A 19,548-nucleotide genomic window follows, 5' to 3' on the forward strand; every position below is an offset into this window, starting at 1 on the left:
GCGCGACATCATCATGGAAAATATCAGCACCACCGCAAATTCTGGGCACATTGATAACGGATCTTCTGACGGCCACTTCACAGATATCACCGAGGCCAGCCCTATAGTTGCTGCAAACGAGCAACTCCCTGACGGAAGCCTGTCTATTTTGGAAGATATCACTTCCGGTCTCGTCCAACAACGAATCGACGCCTCAGGCACTTATGGACCACGACTCATTGCGAACCGTCCAGGCAGCACCATGGGCGAAGCAATCAGTGAGGAATTGGCAAACAGCAATCACTTTGATATTTCAGTTGCATTCGTGTCCTCTGAGGCTATAAAAACATTATTCGAAGATTTCAGATCACAATCACTGCTGCACCCCTGCCAATCAGACAGTGCTTCTCCCGATGCAGACACCAAGCTCTCCATCCTCACATCTCACACAGGATCCCATCCGAGCCGGTTGATCACTTCCACTAAGAACTTCTTCAATACTCCAGCGACTTTCTGGGAGCTGCTTCGACTCAAGGACGTCGCACATGTCGATGTTCGCATTTGGGAGGAGTCAGCCCATGAAACCGTGTCGCAGTCGAAAGCCGCTCAAGGTCAGCCATTCCACCCCAAAGGGTACATATTCTCGCGCCATATGGAAAACGGCAGCCATTATTACAATCTGTATGTCGGCAGTTCCAATCTCACCGGATATGCATTGAATAGGCAACGTGAGTGGAATCTGCGCATTTCATCTCTGGAAAGCGGAGAACTCGTGAGCCAGTTCCGCGAGGAATTGGATTCACAAGTCGCCAATTCCAAGCCTCTTACAGAAGATTGGATCAGGCAATACGAAGAGGATTTCAAAAAGTATGCGCCACCTCGCAAAGCGATCCTGCGCGAGATCAAGTCTCAGGAAATCGTTCCCAATCAAATGCAGCAAGAAGCACTGATGAATCTGGCGTCATTGCGAAGCAAAGGCGAACATCGTGCCATCATCATTTCGGCAACCGGCACAGGAAAAACGTATCTCTCCGCATTTGACGTCCGACAATTCAAACCAAAGCGCATGCTATACATCGCACAGCAACAGCAAATACTCACCAAAGCGATGGAATCATACCAGACCGTGCTTGGATGCGGCTCCGATCAATTGGGCCTCTTCTCTGGCACTTCCAAGCAATCGGATCGTCGCTATGTGTTTGCCACGATACAAACGCTGAGCCAACCCGAGGTGTTGAACTCATTCAAACCCGACGAATTCGATTACATTCTCGTCGATGAGGTGCATCATTCAGGTGCAGCAAGTTACCAGCGAGTCATCGATCATTTCAAGGATGCCAAGTTCATGCTTGGCATGACAGCAACGCCTGAACGCACTGATGGCATTAATATTTTCGGATTATTCGGGCATAACATCGCTTATGAAATCCGTTTGCAGAAAGCATTGGAAGCCGACATGCTCTGCCCATTCCATTACTATGGTGTGACGGAATATCTAGGCTCATCCGATGCCGACTCGTCCGACCAGAGCCTGATCAATATCTCACAAGATATGTCAGCGCGTGATTCCAGTCAGCTCAAATACGAGATTCAACAGCTCGCCACACGCGAGCGGGTGCGTTATATCATTGACAAACTCCAACAATACAGCCCATACCATCAGCAGATCACCGGCCTGGTATTCTGCAGCACGCGCGAAGAAGCCCGTGAACTCTCGAGATTATTCAATGAACAGGTCAATCAACAAGCCGAAAATCGTAAGTACCGTACTGAGGCCGTGACCGGAGACACCCCGATCAAGGACCGTGCAGATGCGATTGACAGACTGGAACAAGGTGAGTTGGATTATATTTTCACCGTTGATCTGTTCAATGAAGGTATTGATATTCCTGCCGTAAATCAAATCATAATGCTGCGGAGTACTCAGTCAAGCATCATATTCACCCAGCAGTTGGGTCGAGGACTGCGCAAATTCCCACATAAGGAAAGCGTTATAGTCATTGATTTTATCGGCAATTATTCCAGCAATTACCTAATTCCAATAGCGTTATACGGCAATACAGGAGACAGAGACATAGCGCGCAAAAATCTGCAAAGGCGATCAATCGGTCTCTCTTCAATAAGTTTCGACGAGATTGCCAAAGACCGTGTGTTGAAATCTCTTGACCAGGCAGATTGGTCGGAAATGAAGAAACTCAGTGAGCAATATCGACAACTGCGGTTCCAATTGGGGCGCATCCCCATGCTTACTGATGTATATGCACATGATCCCTCGCTGCCGGTTACATTTGCATCCAAGAAAGGCGAATATCTGAGTTTCGTGAGTTCTCGCGAGCGCAGTTTGGGTTCTGGCAAATCGAGCGAGGATGAGAATTTCTTCGACCAATTAGAACCAGTAACTGGAACAGAGACCGGAATTCTGAAAATGGCTACTGAGTTACTACTTCCGGGGCTTAGACCACATGAACTGGTTGCTTTGGATATGCTGTGCAACTTCGCTGAGGAGAATATTGCAGATACTTCGGCAACTTCGTGGACACCGTCTACTCCCGTCTTTGTGGAGACGCTGAAGCAAGAGATATCCTTACGTTTCCCGGATGCATTCCTTGCTCAAAATCAAATCGAGTCTGCCCTACATGTTCTCGACTTTTCATATTTCATGGCAGCCGATCATACAAGGTTTGGCGCGACTCCGCTCATCGAAGTCATAAATGAATCAGGCGAGCGCCGCATTCGCCTCAGCAAAGACTTTGCAAGTATCCTTATGAATAACCGGACATTCCGTATCTTCTTTGCAGATACCCTCCGATGCGGTCTTCGCTATTGCCGTGATTTGTTTAAGAGATCGCAGGAGCAGCAAAGAAAGCTCGACCGCGGATTCTTATATGAACAGAAATACAGTTTGTTTGATGTTGAGCGTCTGCTTGGTTGGCAAAGGGAAGTCAACGGCAGCAGCGTAGGCGGATATTTCTGCCATCGCGAGACCGGCACAATGCCGATTTTTGTCAAATATGCGACGAGCCAATACGAAGATCGATTCCTCGGCCCGCAAGATATGTTCTATTTCAGTAAAAATGGCCGTACACCGGATTCACCTGAGTTCATATGGATGAAAAATGGCCTAGGCTCAGAAGACTGGGCGGACAATCACTTCATTCCGCTCTTCGTCATGCGCAAAGAAGAGTCTAAAGAAGCACGATATTACTACGTGGGCCACGTGGCTTCCTTCAATGATCTGACACTCACCACCAAAATGGATGCAGATGGCACGCGAACAGTCAATGTAACCACCACAACTCTGCGGCTCGCAAAACCGCTGGACACCGAATTATATCGGCATCTGACAGGTCTGAGCACGAGTTGATTACGCAGCACAAAGCCGCAATTCGGCTAATAAACGATAGTGTTGCAGACTGCTCGTATGCGAGGTGTAAGTAATTTGCTACCGGTCAAGTTGGTTTCACCATGACCGTGATCTGCAACAGATTGGCATAACACCATTTTCTGGGCATCACTCAACAGCTCATGACCTGGCTTGCGACTATGTACCATGCGCCGCATGCTCAACTATCCGCTCCACGTCTTAGCTAATCATCTAATCATCGCAAGATTCCGGCATTACGTTATGGTGACATCAGGAAAAAGAATGATGCGATCGGCTACATTGAATGAATTTGTATGCCGGCTGATCGCTGCCAACCAGAGCGGAGAGAATGTGACTCGTCCTGAACAGGTAATTGATGAGAGCGTTGCTGCACAGTCCGTGTCCAGTGTCAGCTCACAAGAAAGCACACCCAACATAACCAAAACACCTACAGAATCAAACCACCGGCACACCGCACCTGTCACCACGCAGTCGAGTGCTCATAGTGTTCACGTTCTTCTCGATGTTCTTCGGAGCGGGCAATCTCATTTTCCCGCCTTTCGTTGGTGCGCAGGCTGGCGCATCCACGCCGTTGGCGACAGTAGGTTTCATTGTCTCAGCGGTTGGTTTGCCCATACTCGGCGTAATCGCAGTTTCTATGGCCGGAGGGTTTGAACAACTCGCCAAACGAGTATCGAAGCGCTTCTCAATAGTGCTCGGAACCATTATCATTCTTACGATCGGGCCCTTTTTCGCCATACCACGCACTGCAACCACATCATTTGAAACTGCGATCATTCCTTTTGCTGGCGATACCCCTCGCTGGGTATTGCAATTGGCCTATTCGCTCGTCTTCTTTACCTTCTCATTCTTGGTTGCTCAACATCCTGAAGGCCTGTCCAAAACCATAGGCAGGTTCATGGGCCCAATTCTTATCGTGTTAATCGCTGTGCTATTCGTCTCAGCAGTTGTCATGAAGCACCCTGCACTTCCAGCACCTTCCGGAAACTACGCACATGGACTCATATCCCGTGGGTTCCTCGATGGATACCAGACCATGGATCTATTGGCGGCATTGTATTTCGGCATCGTAATATCGGCTAATTTGCGAATCATGGGGGTCACAGACGAGTCCAGAAACCGCCAGGAAACCGCGAAGGCCGGCTTGGGAGCTGGCATCCTTTTGGTGGTCATATATGCCAGCCTCGCCTTTGTTGGAGCCGTTTCCAGTTCACTTGCTCCCATAGACGCTGGCCGCGATACCGGTGCCGCGGTGCTCACCAACCTGACGACGAGTGCATTTGGGCCCTTAGGAACGCTGTTTCTAGGCCTGATATTTGTTATTGCATGCTTCAATGTATGCACAGGTTTGATATCAACCTGTGGCTCCTACTTCCAAAACCAATTCCCTGTTGTTGCCGGCCACAGAATCACATATCGGGCTTGGAGCATCATATTTACCGTATTCAGTTTCGTGGTATCCAATGCAGGTTTGGCTGTGATCATTAAGGTCTCGATTCCCGTGTTGTCGGCGCTGTATCCCATTTCCATTGTGTTGGTTGCCCTGTCACTTTTACACCGCGTATTCTCATCGAAGTTCCCCCGAATGTATTTCTGGACGGTATTATGCGTTGGTGTGGTGAGCATATGCGAATGCGTTAACAGCCTGGTCATGACCTTTGGCGGTATGCTGCCTTGGTTGAATGCAGCGTTGAAAACTTTGCCCTTTGCTTCTGCACAACTAAGCTGGCTCTTGCCAGCCGCTTTGGGGCTCATCATTGGCATTGCCGATAGTCTGATTCGCAGGCAGTCTCATACCGATACGGTTGCCGAGGTATAACCCTTAGGAAACTGGGCACCGCGACTACAAGCAATATGTCCGCTGAAATGATTCAGGTCTTCTTGATACTTCGCCAAGACGCATCAAGGAGACCATTTTTATAGTTGCTTTCTTTAAACGAATTTATTCAGAGTCGCCTTCGGTATCTCTGGATTCTTTTGGCATCCTGATTTGCTTACAGGGTTTCATGCATATTTGAGGAAGAACACCGGGCGTCTGTGCCTGTTATGGGGAAAACAGCGTCATATGACATTATGACACTGTGCGTATCCCAAGAAGTTCTCCCCTGTCGTATGCAATACGGACTTCCCTGTATCCAGCAACAAGTTCCGATCATTCGTTAACTACAGGCATCTGTGCGCCATCCATTGTATTGTGCTCTCTTCAAAAGCAAATGCAGGATGTCCGGCTGTTTTTCGAATTGGAAGAACTGGTCTTCGGATCACGCTGACGTGGGGAGCAGTCTTGTATTCATGAGATGGTCATCAATAGAGTGCGAAAATTCTACGCGCATGTGAGGTAGAGTGTTTCGTTTGCATGTTCTTGCTATCTTTTGATGGGAATCGGTTTCGACTGGAACCGGTATTCGTGAACGATACTTTGGCATGCTCGCCTTCGGTTGCATACTCTTGCCATCGTTCCCTTTGGTCCGTGGGTTTGTTCTGGTTGGCCGTTTTCTGGTTGGTGGTGGTTTTGGGTTGGGTTTCGTGGGTTTTCGGTGGGGTTGCTTCCATGCTCATTCGGGTATGGCGTGGCCCGTCCGGTACCGCAACGGCGTCCGGGCACGCGAAAAGGGACCTCCGGTGGCTGTTGTGCCGTCGGGGGTCCCTTTGTGAAGTGTGATGCGGCGGTGTGCTACTCTCCCACACGCTCTCGCGTGCAGTACCATCGCCGTGCCAGGCCTTAGCTTCCGGGTTCGGAATGGTTCCGGGCGTCTTTCCTGGGCCATGGCCGCCGCAAATCTTATGTTATCCCGGCCGGGAGGATCGAACCCTTCCCAGCGGGGGTGCCGGTTGTTTGGGAACCGGACGGTGGACGCGAATCAAGCCGTGACATGTGTTCGTTAGTGGATCGTCGTGCTCCGTGTCGTACGGGCCGTATGATCCGAATGTGAAAAGCAATGCGCAGTAAAAAGATGATGTTTGCCGTTCGGCCGTTAGTACCGGTCAGCTCCACCCCTCGCGGGGCTTCCACGCCCGGCCTATCAACCACGTGTTCTACATGGGGCCTTCAACACGCCCGAAGGCGCGTATGGAATCCTTATCTTGGAGCGGGCTTCCCGCTTAGATGCTTTCAGCGGTTATCCCTCCCGAACGTAGCCAACCGGCCGCGCCACTGGCGTGACGACCGGCATACCAGAGGTTCGTCCACCCAGGTCCTCTCGTACTATGGGCAGGCCTCCTCAGGATTCCTACGAGCGCAGAGGATAGAGACCAAACTGTCTCACGACGTTCTGAACCCAGCTCGCGTGCCGCTTTAATCGGCGAACAGCCGAACCCTTGGGACCTGCTCCAGCCCCAGGATGCGACGAGCCGACATCGAGGTGCCAAACCATCCCGTCGATATGGACTCTTGGGAATGATCAGCCTGTTATCCCCGGGGTACCTTTTATCCGTTGAGCGATGCCGCGCCCGTGCGCCGGCACCGGATCACTATCTCCGACTTTCGTCCCTGCTCGACCCGTCGGTCTCACAGTCAAGCCCGCTTGTGCGATTGCACTCGACACCCGATTGCCAACCGGGCTGAGCGGACCTTTGAGCGCCTCCGTTACTCTTTGGGAGGCAACCGCCCCAGTTAAACTACCCGCCAGGCACTGTCCCTGACGAGGCTCACTCGTCGAGGTTAGACGCCAAATATGGACAGAGCGGTATTTCACCTTGCGACTCAACCATGGCTGGCGCCACGGCATCAACGTCTCCCGCCTATGCTACACAATCCACACCTAACGACAATACCAAGGTATAGTAAAGGTCCCGGGGTCTTTTCGTCCTTCTGCGCTTAACGAGCATCTTTACTCGTACTGCAATTTCGCCGAGCTCCTGGTCGAGACAGCGGGGAAGTCGTTACGCCATTCGTGCAGGTCGGAACTTACCCGACAAGGAATTTCGCTACCTTAGGATGGTTATAGTTACCACCGCCGTTTACCGGGGCTTGAATTCACCGCTTCACCACAAAGGCTGACGGATCCTCTTAACCTTCCGGCACCGGGCAGGCGTCAGTGCATATACGGCGACTTACGTCTTGGCATGCACCTGTGTTTTTGGTAAACAGTCGCTACCCCCTGGCCTGTGCCACCCCCAAAAGCTCCCGCCGCGAGGACGTTCACCATCGGGGGTCTCCCTTATGCCGAAGGCACGGGAGCAATTTGCCGAGTTCCTTGACCAGGATTCGCTCGATCGCTTCGGTATACTCTACCAGACCACCAGTGTCGGTTTGGGGTACGGGCGGCACCAAGCCTCACGCCGAAGCTTTTCTCGGCAGCCGGGATCACCGGAACGCCCCCCAACGGGGACGCCCATAACGCCTCACCCCCACGCCCCCCGGATTTGCCTGGGGGACGGGCTGCGCGCTTGGCCACGGAAAACCACCTCCGCGGCCGGCTACCCATCTGCGTCACTCCTGCGCTCGCCTACCTGCAGGGAGGATCCCAACACGCCAGCCCCCCACCAACCCGAAGGAAGGAGGAAGGAAGGCGCGGAGGTTAGCATCCCCGCGTCGGCCCGGTCGGCCTCATGCCGGTACGGGAATATCAACCCGTTCATCCATTCGACTACGCCTGTCGGCCTCGCCTTAGGACCCGACTCACCCGGGGACGACGAACGTGGCCCCGGAACCCTTGGTCATCCAGCGGACGGGATTCCCACCCGTCTCTCGCTACTCATGTCTGCATTCTCACTTCCGCAAAGTCCACGGCCGGCTCACGCCGCCGCTTCGACCCATGCGGAACGCTCTCCTACCCAGCAACAAACGCTGCCGCCGCGTCTTCGGTGGTGTGCTTGAGCCCCGCTACATTGTCGGCGCGGAACCACTAGACCAGTGAGCTGTTACGCACTCTTTCAAGGATGGCTGCTTCTAAGCCAACCTCCTGGCTGTCTATGCGACTCCACATCCTTTCCCACTTAGCACACGCTTCGGGACCTTAGACGACGGTCTGGGCTGTTTCCCTTTCGACGACGGAGCTTATCCCCCGCCGACTCACTGCCGCGATACACCTGACAGGTATTCGGAGTTCGGCTGCTATTGGTACCCGGTACGGGCCCGCAAGCATCCGGTAGCTCTACCCCCTGCAGGCAATGACGCGACGCTGCACCTAAATGCATTTCGGAGAGAACCAGCTATCACGGAATTTGATTGGCCTTTCACCCCTAACCCCAAGTCATCCCCCCGGTTTTCAACCCAGGTGGGTTCGGTCCTCCACGCGGTCTTACCCACGCTTCAACCTGCTCAGGGCTAGATCATCCCGCTTCGGGTCCAGGACACGCGACTCAAACGCCTTTTAAGACTCGCTTTCGCTACGGCTCCCCCACCCGGGTTAACCTCGCCACATGCCACTGACTCGCAGACTCATTTTTCGATAGGCACGCCGTCACCCCACCAGGGAGGCTCCGACGGATCGTAGGCGCACGGTTTCAGGGACTGTTTCACTCCCCTCCCGGGGTGCTTTTCACCTTTCCCTCACGGTACTAGTTCACTATCGGTCAGACAGGAATATTCAGGCTTACCCAACGGTCTGGGCGGATTCACACGGGATTCCACGAGGCCCGCGCTACTTGGGGATTGCCAATCGACAGGCCATGCGCATACGGCTACGGGGCCATCACCCTCTACGGCCGGGAATCCAATCCCGTTCGCCTAACACACGACTTTATCACTGCCGCCGGCCCCACCGGGAACCGGACACGACACCCCACAACACCCCACGCGCAACGCCCGGCGGCTATCACACGCGCAAGGTTTGGCCATCATCCGCTTTCGCTCGCCACTACTCACGGAATATCCTTTCCTGCAGGTACTGAGATGTTTCACTTCCCTGCGTACCCCCCGCAACAACTGCGGTGCCGCCCCACAACAGGCGGCGGGTTTCCCCATTCGGACACCCTCGGATCAAAGCCCGCTCGGCGGCTCCCCGAGGCCTATCGCGGCCCACCACGTCCTTCATCGGTCCTGTCTGCCAAGGCATCCACCATACGCCCTTGCAGGCAAACACCCGCAAAGCCATCACAACGAATCACCCGACGACACATCAAAACACTAAAGATCACTACAAAACACGATCGAACGAAACCAAAAGAAACAATATCTCTCGGAATCGAAAACAGAACCGCACCAGAACAAACTGATGCGTCCTGCGAAATCACAGCAAGCAAACCCCCCGAACGGAGGATCGCTCGCGTCCACTATCCAGTTCTCAAACCACCGGCCACCACACGAACGAAAGCCAACCACACAAAGGAAGACCCACGCCCGCGGGGACGACGGACCCGCACCAGGCAACCAAGCCTGGGGTGGCGGTCCGGGAACCCAAAAGCACGCCATACCACTCATACCGACCCGAAAGGGCCGCAACGCCTCCGATCTCTTCCACACCAGCAAGGGACGGAACCCAGGCGCCAAAGCCAGGGAAACGATCCATCCCCATGAACGGCGCCACACGGGCGCCAAAAGAATTCTCCGTAGAAAGGAGGTGATCCAGCCGCACCTTCCGGTACGGCTACCTTGTTACGACTTAGTCCCAATCACGAGCCTCACCTTAGACGGCTCCACCCCGCGAACGGGTTAGGCCACCGGCTTCGGGTGCTGCCCACTTTCATGACTTGACGGGCGGTGTGTACAAGGCCCGGGAACGCATTCACCGCGGCGTTGCTGATCCGCGATTACTAGCGACTCCGCCTTCACGGAGCCGGGTTGCAGGCTCCGATCCGAACTGAGACCGGTTTTCAGGGATCCGCTCCATGTCACCATGTCGCATCCCGCTGTACCGGCCATTGTAGCATGCGTGAAGCCCTGGACGTAAGGGGCATGATGATCTGACGTCATCCCCGCCTTCCTCCGGGTTGACCCCGGCGGTCCCCCGTGAGTTCCCACCATAACGCGCTGGCAACACGGGGCGAGGGTTGCGCTCGTTGCGGGACTTAACCCAACATCTCACGACACGAGCTGACGACGACCATGCACCACCTGTGAAGAGGCCCCGAAGGGAAACCGCGTCTCCGCGGCGATCCTCCACATGTCAAGCCCAGGTAAGGTTCTTCGCGTTGCATCGAATTAATCCGCATGCTCCGCCGCTTGTGCGGGCCCCCGTCAATTTCTTTGAGTTTTAGCCTTGCGGCCGTACTCCCCAGGCGGGACGCTTAACGCGTTAGCTCCGACACGGAACCCGTGGAAAGGGCCCCACATCCAGCGTCCACCGTTTACGGCGTGGACTACCAGGGTATCTAATCCTGTTCGCTCCCCACGCTTTCGCTCCTCAGCGTCAGTGACGGCCCAGAGACCTGCCTTCGCCATTGGTGTTCTTCCCGATATCTACACATTCCACCGTTACACCGGGAATTCCAGTCTCCCCTGCCGCACTCCAGCCCGCCCGTACCCGGCGCAGATCCACCGTTAAGCGATGGACTTTCACACCGGACGCGACGAACCGCCTACGAGCCCTTTACGCCCAATAATTCCGGATAACGCTTGCACCCTACGTATTACCGCGGCTGCTGGCACGTAGTTAGCCGGTGCTTATTCGAACACTACACTCACCCCGAAGGGCTTGCTCATGAACAAAAGCGGTTTACAACCCGAAGGCCTCCATCCCGCACGCGGCGTCGCTGCATCAGGCTTGCGCCCATTGTGCAATATTCCCCACTGCTGCCTCCCGTAGGAGTCTGGGCCGTATCTCAGTCCCAATGTGGCCGGTCGCCCTCTCAGGCCGGCTACCCGTCGAAGCCACGGTAGGCCATCACCCCACCGTCAAGCTGATAGGACGCGACCCCATCCCATGCCATTGAAAACTTTCCCACCCTCCCATGCGGGAGCGCGGAGCATCCGGCATTACCACCCGTTTCCAGGAGCTATTCCGGAGCATGGGGCAGGTTGGTCACGCATTACTCACCCGTTCGCCACTCTCACCAGACAGCAAGCTGCCTGGATCCCGTTCGACTTGCATGTGTTAAGCACGCCGCCAGCGTTCATCCTGAGCCAGAATCGAACCCTCCACAAAAAACCTCAAGTGGAAAGCCATATCATCGGCTCTCAAAATAAGAAAAAAACGAGCCACCCCTTATAAGGAAAGGGATGACGCACAAAAACCCCGACACCCCATGAACCCCCCTCGGGGACCACGCGGGCGCAAACCCACGCGGCGGGCATCGGACTGGCAATCAAAAACATTGACCGGACGGACAACGCACCAAAATGCGAAGCCATCCGCGTAAAAGTAGTACAACACGCTCTTGAGTTCTCAAACCACCACCACACACAAGAGCGAAACAACCGGACCCCGTCCGGCCACCCGCTCAGCGGCAGCAAGAGAACAACCTACACCACCACCCCCACCCAACACAACCCACCGGCGTGTCGCACACACGGGAACACCACCAAAAGCCCAGAAAACAAAGGCAACAACGCGGCAAACGCAGATTAATGCAACTCAAACAGCAAAATAGTCATCTGCGCGCCAGAGAAAGCAATTGCTTAATGTCTCGACCGAATATTAGTGAAATATTTTGTATACGCGGATGAGATTTAACAGTCAGCACTTCGCTTATCGGAACATCAGCGCACTTCCGATACAACAAAGCAAGAATCAGAGAATTCCTATTGAGCGCAACCGAATCGATACAACGCCCACCCTTGCGCGAAATCACCCAGATAGCTGTAATCGCGAACCATCGTCAAGGTGCCATCCGCGATGTATTGGTCAATGAGATCAGTGCGATGGAAGGGATCATATTGCTCGCGGAAGGTGAACATCTGCAAACTCGGCGCCTGCGGACCCATGCTGAGGAAGTATTCCGGTGTCGTATTGCCTATCGGGCATACGGTGTTCAGCACTTCTTCATCATTGCCTGAATCAAATGCCTGCTCCACCTGGCCGAAAATGGCACCATTCCCCTCGGCCATCGGATTATAAATCGGATACAGCATATTCGTGCCGAAAGCAGCCATGCCATACATCGAGCCATTCAAAGGATCAGAGATCACCACTGATTGAGAACCAACGACATTGCTCACATCCTGCAAAACCTCATATTTTGCTGCCGTCAATTGCTCATCTGGTTGTTCGTTATGCAGCAGCACTCGGCTGTGCACGGTCGCGCTTAAATCTTCTCGAGCGGTATTGCCAAACTGGCAGGCAATCGCTAAGGCGGCCACCAATACCAACGCTACCCATGCCTGGAGAGGCAAACCATGCAAAGAATATGCAGCAATATGACCCGCCTCTGATGCCGCATTCGTGACGTCCGCTTCCGCTTCCTGCCCGATAATATTTGCTTCATCGCCATGCAGCTCAGAATGAGGAACATCCGCATTCTCGCCTTGAATAGATGCAACTGCACATTCGCTCTGTGACGCAACGGCACAATCGTCAAGGGCTTTCGCAGTATCGGCTGCCTCATTCGCAGTACCGAATGTCTCACTCACATTGCCTACTGCCTCAGAAGCATCTGCAACTTCATCTTCCCCAACAGCTTCTGCCTGTGCTGCAACCGAAGACGGAACATCCCCGTTCGCACGCCCATCAAACCCTGCGATCGCAGATACTGCGAACACCAGTAAAGGCAGAACACCCAAAGGAATCATGGTCATTGGTCGAGGTTCTGATCGATACCAAGCAGCGGTCACAATATTGGCGAACCAACCGGTGATTGCTGTTGAACAAACGTATACCAAACCGACCAATGCCCAAGCACAGATCAAGGAGATGGCATCTCGACGCGCAACCCCGAATCGCCGTGGCTTCAATATGACGAAGATCCCGATACTCGCCGCGACAACCGTCATCAAAGCCATGAATCCGCCCGCGATTCCGGATATATTGCTGCTCACAAATACCCATATTGCTTCGGGAACGGAACGATTTGCGACGAAAGTATGGAACCAGCTTGCTGGGTTGAGATAACGGCTTGACTTATATGTGGCAGTCATGAAGAAATAGAATGCAACGGCGCCTGCCAGAACAGTTATCCCCAACCCGACGATCAGTCTCCACGGCAATCTGGTCAGCACGAAGGGCGCCATCAACAAAAGCCACGTGAATACGATGCGCGGATGGGCGAATATGCACAGCCCACCAAGAATGAGCGTAGCTACAAGCCAAGGAAGAATATGGTTGCGCTGGGATATCGCGTCGAATAGTTTCAATGTCACGAATAGCCAAAATGGCAGTAACGATGTGGCCAAACCATATGCCAGAAGAGGACCATTCGCCAGCATGAAAAATGGGTGACTTGCAGAGGACACTGAAAGAATCGGCACAATAACAGCCATCGCGCAGGCAAATGGTCGCCAAATGACTTGAGATTGATCGGCTTGGGCGCTTTCCTCTATGCCCGAATCCGCAGCTTCGCCACTATGGCGCATCGCTGACCGAGACGCAACGTCGTTGGTTGACAAACCTGCCGGGGAATTGGTCCGCGTTGGTGAATACCCGCAGTTCATATGCCGACGGGGTACGATTCGAGTAAGACGCGCATCCACTCCACGCGTCCAATACCATGCAAGAAGTTGCACCCTGCGGCCCAAAGAATGACCAGCGCCAAACAGCCACACCACATTCACTGCGGTGTAGATATTCATCGTGACGCCGAATAACGCAGCAAGCTTGATAAGCCCTGCTGCCATAAGGTGGAATAGAGGCGGATAATAAGCGTCGTTCGGCCACAGGTGCGTCGCTGCGCCGATGCCCTCACTGAGAATTTTGCGAATGAAATAGTAGTGTGCGGGGGCATCCACCTCTTGTAAGGGCAGATTCCAAATCTCACTGCCACCCGGGAACCATGCCAGCACGATACCGAAAGCCACCAGCACGCCGAGAATCATGCAGGCTGGAAGTGACCATCGCTTCACAACATTCAATACCTTCACCACTGTCATCCTAACCTCAGAGCACAACCAATACCAAGGATGGCATCCAGCGAGCATCCATGATTCTCAGGTTGTTTTCAGCATTCTGCAAGGCCGATATCAGTATCACGCAAGATAACGTACACGTACGCACACCATAGTGTGGCCTACGGGATGTCTTCGCTTCCGCGATCGCCTCGCTAGATTGCATCCCGGCCAACGGTATAATGCAAACGCAAATAACGACGCGGTTCGCCGATGCTGCCGCGCATAACTAGAGAAACCGGAGAGGCACCGCATGTTCGTTGTCAAGAACGCGTGGTCAACGCTGAAGCGCCATCCGTGGCGCACTACGCTCACTTGTATAGTTACCCTAATCATCACGACCACCACGGTGTTCTCCACTGCGGTTGTGGAGGCTGCCGACAACGCCTCCGGCAGTGAATATCAAGCGCTCAAGCCAGTGGTTGCCCTCCATAGAACGGCGGCGACCGAAGCCAAACGCGATGGAGCAGACCCCGATTGGACCAAGAACTACCTGACTTGGACTGACTACACGAACTACGCAACCGCGGCACAGCAAGCGAATTTGCAGTTCTCGTATACGCTCACGATATCCATGCCTGCCCGACAGACCGACAAATTCAAGGCAATTGCCGGTACTGCCGATCAGTCCGCCGACAAAACAGGCGGCGAATTCACACTCACTGGCTTCTACACTCAAGGCGCCCAAGATTCCAATCCTGCCGGCGCAATCACCATTGTGGACGGCAAGGCTCTCAACTATGACAGCTCGAATACCGCAACTGACGAGGTATTGATATCCAAAGCCATAGCCGATGCGAATAACCTCAAAGTCGGTGATTCCATAACCGTTGCCAATCCCACCAATGCTGATACAACATACACTTTCAAAATCCAAGGTATTTACACTTACAACGACACAGCTGCAAGTGGCGAAGGTTCAGACGCCAAGCTGGCCAAGGATAATCGAGACAACGCGATTTACATGACCTACACCGCTTTTGCCGGCAGCAATCTCGACACTTCCGACGGCACAGGTTGGTCCATCCCGGATTTGGATATCCAGTTCACACTCAACAGCGCCGCAGACTATGACACCTTCGTCAAGGCGGTCGAGGATGCGAAACTGCCTGATACCTATGAGATTGTTTCTTCCACGCTGACCGATTACAAGGCCTCGATCGCCCCGCTTGAGTCTCTTGCCAATGGAATGAGAATCGCACGCATCGTGGTGCTGGTGCTCGGAGGACTTGCTCTGCTCGCCTTGGTGATTGTGAGCATGCGGCATCGCACTTCAGAACTGGGAACCGCATTGACCGTCGGCGTGACTCGTGGCCGCATGGGACGTCAGTTCATGCTGGAAGTGCTGATTCCGACCTTCCTCGGCTTCCTTCTCGGAATGCTTGTTGCAGGATTTGCCACCAACCCGCTTGCAAAGGCGTTGGTGAACCATGATGCTCCTGTGTCATTTGGCTTGCTGCTGCATGTGTTCTGGTATGCATTGGCAACCTATGTGGTATTGAGCTGCATTGTGGTTGGTCGCGCTGCAGCCTTCCGTACAACGACACTCTTTGCACCTCGCGAATATGCATCCGCATTGCTTGAAAACACCGATGATGACGCGACAACCGGTGACTCGGCATCAACCTCTGTAGATACAAGCGCTGAGGACTCCGGCACCACAGTCGATACAGAAAACAGCGACAGCAACGTTGAAAGCACTGATGCAACCGTTGCCCATGACAGTGAGGAGGCGTGAAATGACCAAGGATGACGCCATGAATACACCGGACGACATCACAGAGGACACCACCGAAAATACACAGGGCGATGCTTCGGTAACAGATGATAACGCCAACGCACCAGATGAGGATTTCCAATTCAGTATTGTGTTCGACGATGCTGATGATGGAGAAAACGATGACGAAATCGATTCCGAGTCTGTTCAGGAGCCGGTCATCGATGATATCGCCATCGATGACGAATCCGATGCGTCTGCTGAAATATCAGCAGCCTCCGCTCTTGGCATTGAAGACAATATCGATGCAGACAGCAGTGCGGCGACTGATGCCGAGGCAACCGGCAGTGGTTCTGATTCAGCATCCAGCAAAGATACTTCTTCCAGTGATCTCGGCGAAGATGTTTCTTCCAATGATTCCAGCAATTCCACCAATGCAGGGAATGACAACGAGCATACGGCCCAAGAAGCGACAGGCCAGGGCACAGCTGAGCTTGCAGATGATGGCACACGAGGCTCAGAGCCATCCGCGTCAACGAATGCAACTGGCACAAAAGTCGGCGAACCGGTTACCGCCATCGCATCGCAGTTAGACCGTAAGCTATCCCGAAACGATGACAACATATTCCTGCGGGCAAATCCCACCTTCGCTTTCAACGATGTGACGCTGACCAACCGCAAGACCGGACGCAATGTGCTTGACCGTCTCGATCTGCGTTTCTTCAACGGGTCCTTGTATGCAGTGCAAATTGATGAGGACGCCGAACAGCGTGCCGCATTCATGTCCGTGGCATCGGGTTTGACAATCCCCACCATGGGTACTGTCACATTGAAAAGCACCAATCTCGCCGGATTGGATGGTGCCCAGACTCGTTCATATCGTATTGGCATCATTCCGCAGCAGTACGCATTGCGTCTGGATTTGAACGCGGCAGCAAATATCAGATATGCCATGGACGCCTCAGGCCGCAATTTCCTGCGTCCCAAGGACGATATTGCACAGATGCTCCTTGAGCAGGTCGGATACCAAGGCGGCAGCGCACCGATAAGCGAGGTTCCAGAAGTCGAGCGTCGTATCGCTGCGATTGCCCGGGCAATCGCCTGTGAGCCGGAGATATTGCTTGCAGACGGCATTGCTGACGGACTCGGCCAAGAGGACAGCGATCGGGTGCTGACACTCCTCACAACTATCGCCCATGGCGGACCTTGGCATTTCCGGCAGCCATATGCCGATGGCAAGCATTGCGTAATTCTGGTTACCGATTGGGGCAATGATTCACCAGCATATGATCACACATATGTGTTGGAGTGAGTGACTGCAGGTAAGCAAACCAAACGATGTGGGCCATGCTGCAAAGGGATGCGGCATGGCCCATTTGTGTTGTTGAAATTCACATTCACCCGAATGCCCAACAACTGATTGATACCAAATCAAACAAATTCCAATATCAAATCACTCCCAAACGAGCCATTAGTATTCAATGTCCATATGGAACTCCGCCGCCAATGCAGGCACATCGATATTCCCATATTGCTGCACCAACTCTTCCCAACGTTGGCGATTTTCCTCGCCAAAACGAGCCGCTTTGCGAGCATATGCTTCGGCTGTGAGGAATCTCGGGGGAATGGATTTGCTGTTGTATTTGTCGGCGACCATAACCACTTCTTGCTCTGGGGTTCTCGGCGAATAGTCATCCGCAGGCAATGGCAGCCCCTGGTTCACCACCTGCTCTCGACTCAACCAACCCCCGTATGGTTGCGCGCAAATTGGGCAACCTGCTCGTCTACGCCTTGTTCGAGCAGATATTCATAACCCAAAAGACCGTGGAGAATGTATCGAGGGCCATCGAATGTGAGCTTCTCGCCGTCAGAACCATCCTGTAAGAGCACGCGATAGGTGCCGATATCGTGCAACATCGCACCCACTACGGCGAGTTCTTCATCCAGACGACGTTCGGGCTTCACTCCCCCGATAACGGCTCCGGTTGTCACGCCTTCAAATAGGGCATTCTGTTGCTGCACGAGCTGTCTGGTTATTATGGAGACCACGGTGCAATGTCCGTGGATCAAATCATATGCCGCCTGCGAAGGCGCAATACGTTGGTGCAGTTCATCCGCTTGTTCCAAAGTGGGAATGTATCCAGTCATATTGTGCATTATCACGCGAGCCGGCAACACTTGCGGATGGTGTCGTCATATTCTTTCAAGCTCGATACAGTGCGGCGTCGTTTAGGCAATGGAACGAAGCCGATATGCTCCACTCCTATTGGACACCACCAGCATCTGATTATTTTCCAGCGTCTGCCAACCCTGCTGATCAAAGCCTGAGCTTGCCACCACTACTGCCCCACTGTCCTCATCGACTGTGTAACGCATATGCCTGTAGTCGTGAGCCTTGCCTGCGCAGCCATATTCATCGTAGATTTCGATGATGCGCTCGGGTGTTTCGACTCTGCCGGCAGCACATACGGCAATGAGCTGGTCCTCGCTCTGAACCATGCAGTTGTAGCTTGATTTCGGGTAGCTTTGGCGCAACTGGCGGATCGCCTGAGCAACGGCTTCATCCAAAGCAAAACCAAAACCGACATATTCAAGAATGACAGAGAAGAATATCGCCGAATCGGTACGTCCGCCAGTGGACAGGAAGACGCTGTGATCAACGGGGAAATCACGGTTATTCACCACGTTTCGCCCCTCGTCATCGGAAATATCGCCGTTATGAATGAAGCTCAGGCCATTGGCGAAAAACGGCTGCTGATTTTCCATCACCAAAGGCTGATGAGAACTTGCCAATCGCAAATGCCACAATCCGCCGCGTGAGGGTTCTTGGGCCAAAATCTCATATGTTGCGTCGTGATAAGCAGCAATCGTGGCTTTGTATAACTGCGTGCCGGTTTCAGGTGACGGTTCGCCGCCATCCCGCTGATACGGAGGGTCATCAGGCAGGTGAGCAGCGCCGCACCCCAACCATCATTATGGATTCTGCTCATGCTGCGGTATTCGGCTACCCGTTCCTCACCCAAAACATCAGTAAGGCTCACTCCTTGGCCTGGAGTGGCGAAGCCCAGCAATCTGCACATAGGTAGTCACTGTAATGGATTCCAGCCACGACTGGCGGTTGAGGTTATTGATATTGCTTATAACTTGGCTATTGGATACCGGGATTGTGCGCTATTTCAATGCTTTCGTGACTCCTTATCGACACCAATAAAGAAACCGAGGCCTCACCATTGCCGGATGATACCTCGGTTTCTGTGTTCATTGCGGAGAAGCTGCCCTGTGCCGCATACTACGTGGCATTACTCGTTATTTGGCTACACAACACAGCCGAATAATCCGTCACGCTTTTGCTTCTGTGCTCCCGCCGTCTACTCCTTTTTCGACTCGCTATCGTCATTTGTCGATGATGAGCTATTCTTTCGCCTGGATTCAGCAGCTTTCGCCTTCTCAGCAGCCGATTTCATTTCAGTGGACTTGATTACCTCAGTAACCACGCCATCCTGCAGTTCGGCCTCCTTGCGGGATTTTGCCTGCTCTTTGCGTTGCTGA

General features: G+C 53.5%; 6 protein-coding genes, 3 rRNA genes and 2 pseudogenes. 4 read left to right on the forward strand and 7 right to left on the reverse strand.

Going from position 1 to position 19,548, the window contains the following annotated elements; genetic code table 11:
• Positions 1-13 precede the first annotated feature (13 nt).
• A complete protein-coding gene (locus BITS_RS02635) occupies positions 14-3,343 on the forward strand; it encodes a DUF3427 domain-containing protein (protein ID WP_081693541.1) in 3,330 nt (1,109 codons plus the stop codon).
• A 502-nt stretch (positions 3,344-3,845) separates the two neighbouring features.
• Positions 3,846-5,183 (forward strand): branched-chain amino acid transport system II carrier protein, encoded by a 1,338-nt coding sequence (brnQ, locus tag BITS_RS02640; RefSeq protein ID WP_274518350.1) that lies wholly within the window; start codon positions 3,846-3,848, stop codon positions 5,181-5,183.
• An 842-nt stretch (positions 5,184-6,025) separates the two neighbouring features.
• Here brnQ and rrf read toward each other — a convergent pair.
• From rrf to BITS_RS08665, 5 genes are all read right to left on the reverse strand, one after another.
• Positions 6,026-6,142 (reverse strand): 5S ribosomal RNA (gene rrf, locus BITS_RS02650).
• Between the two features lie 177 nt (positions 6,143-6,319).
• Positions 6,320-9,390 (reverse strand): 23S ribosomal RNA (locus BITS_RS02655).
• A 201-nt stretch (positions 9,391-9,591) separates the two neighbouring features.
• Positions 9,592-9,822: a hypothetical protein gene (locus tag BITS_RS09060; protein ID WP_152571273.1), complete on the reverse strand. Its 231-nt coding sequence runs from the start codon at positions 9,820-9,822 to the stop codon at positions 9,592-9,594.
• A gap of 38 nt (positions 9,823-9,860) precedes the next feature.
• Positions 9,861-11,391, reverse strand: a 16S ribosomal RNA gene (locus tag BITS_RS02665).
• The 16S, 23S and 5S rRNA genes sit together here, the layout of an rRNA operon.
• A 596-nt stretch (positions 11,392-11,987) precedes the next feature.
• Positions 11,988-14,267, reverse strand: a complete 2,280-nt coding sequence (locus tag BITS_RS08665) for a DUF6541 family protein (protein ID WP_156097477.1) — start codon at positions 14,265-14,267, stop codon at positions 11,988-11,990.
• A 268-nt stretch (positions 14,268-14,535) separates the two neighbouring features.
• On the opposite strand from BITS_RS08665, the gene BITS_RS02675 reads away from it, so the two are divergent.
• Together BITS_RS02675 and BITS_RS02680 are read left to right on the forward strand one after the other, a co-directional pair.
• Positions 14,536-16,020: an ABC transporter permease gene (locus tag BITS_RS02675; protein ID WP_044259296.1), complete on the forward strand. Its 1,485-nt coding sequence runs from the start codon at positions 14,536-14,538 to the stop codon at positions 16,018-16,020.
• A 1-nt stretch (position 16,021) separates the two neighbouring features.
• On the forward strand, positions 16,022-17,311 hold the full coding sequence (locus tag BITS_RS02680) for an ATP-binding cassette domain-containing protein (protein WP_026642667.1): 1,290 nt from the start codon (positions 16,022-16,024) through the stop codon (positions 17,309-17,311).
• A 159-nt stretch (positions 17,312-17,470) separates the two neighbouring features.
• Here the strand turns inward: BITS_RS02680 and BITS_RS02685 are convergent.
• Positions 17,471-18,147: pseudogene (locus BITS_RS02685) on the reverse strand (HD domain-containing protein).
• Positions 18,148-18,228: 81 nt separating this feature from the next.
• A pseudogene (locus BITS_RS02690) lies at positions 18,229-19,079 on the reverse strand (class II glutamine amidotransferase).
• Positions 19,080-19,548: the final 469 nt, after the last annotated feature.

Origin of the sequence: Bifidobacterium tsurumiense (assembly GCF_000741765.1) — a bacterium.
Taxonomy (GTDB): Bacteria; Actinomycetota; Actinomycetes; order Actinomycetales; family Bifidobacteriaceae; genus Bifidobacterium; species Bifidobacterium tsurumiense.

What these genes read in the sequence shown, in the direction of transcription:
- BITS_RS02635 (WP_081693541.1), top strand. Translation starts at nt 14, where the DNA reads ATGGAAAATATCAGCACCACCGCAAATTCTGGGCACATTGATAACGGA.
- BITS_RS08665 (WP_156097477.1), bottom strand. Translation starts at nt 14,267, where the DNA reads ATGACAGTGGTGAAGGTATTGAATGTTGTGAAGCGATGGTCACTTCCA.
- BITS_RS09060 (WP_152571273.1), bottom strand. Translation starts at nt 9,822, where the DNA reads ATGGGGATGGATCGTTTCCCTGGCTTTGGCGCCTGGGTTCCGTCCCTT.
- BITS_RS02675 (WP_044259296.1), top strand. Translation starts at nt 14,536, where the DNA reads ATGTTCGTTGTCAAGAACGCGTGGTCAACGCTGAAGCGCCATCCGTGG.
- BITS_RS02680 (WP_026642667.1), top strand. Translation starts at nt 16,022, where the DNA reads ATGACCAAGGATGACGCCATGAATACACCGGACGACATCACAGAGGAC.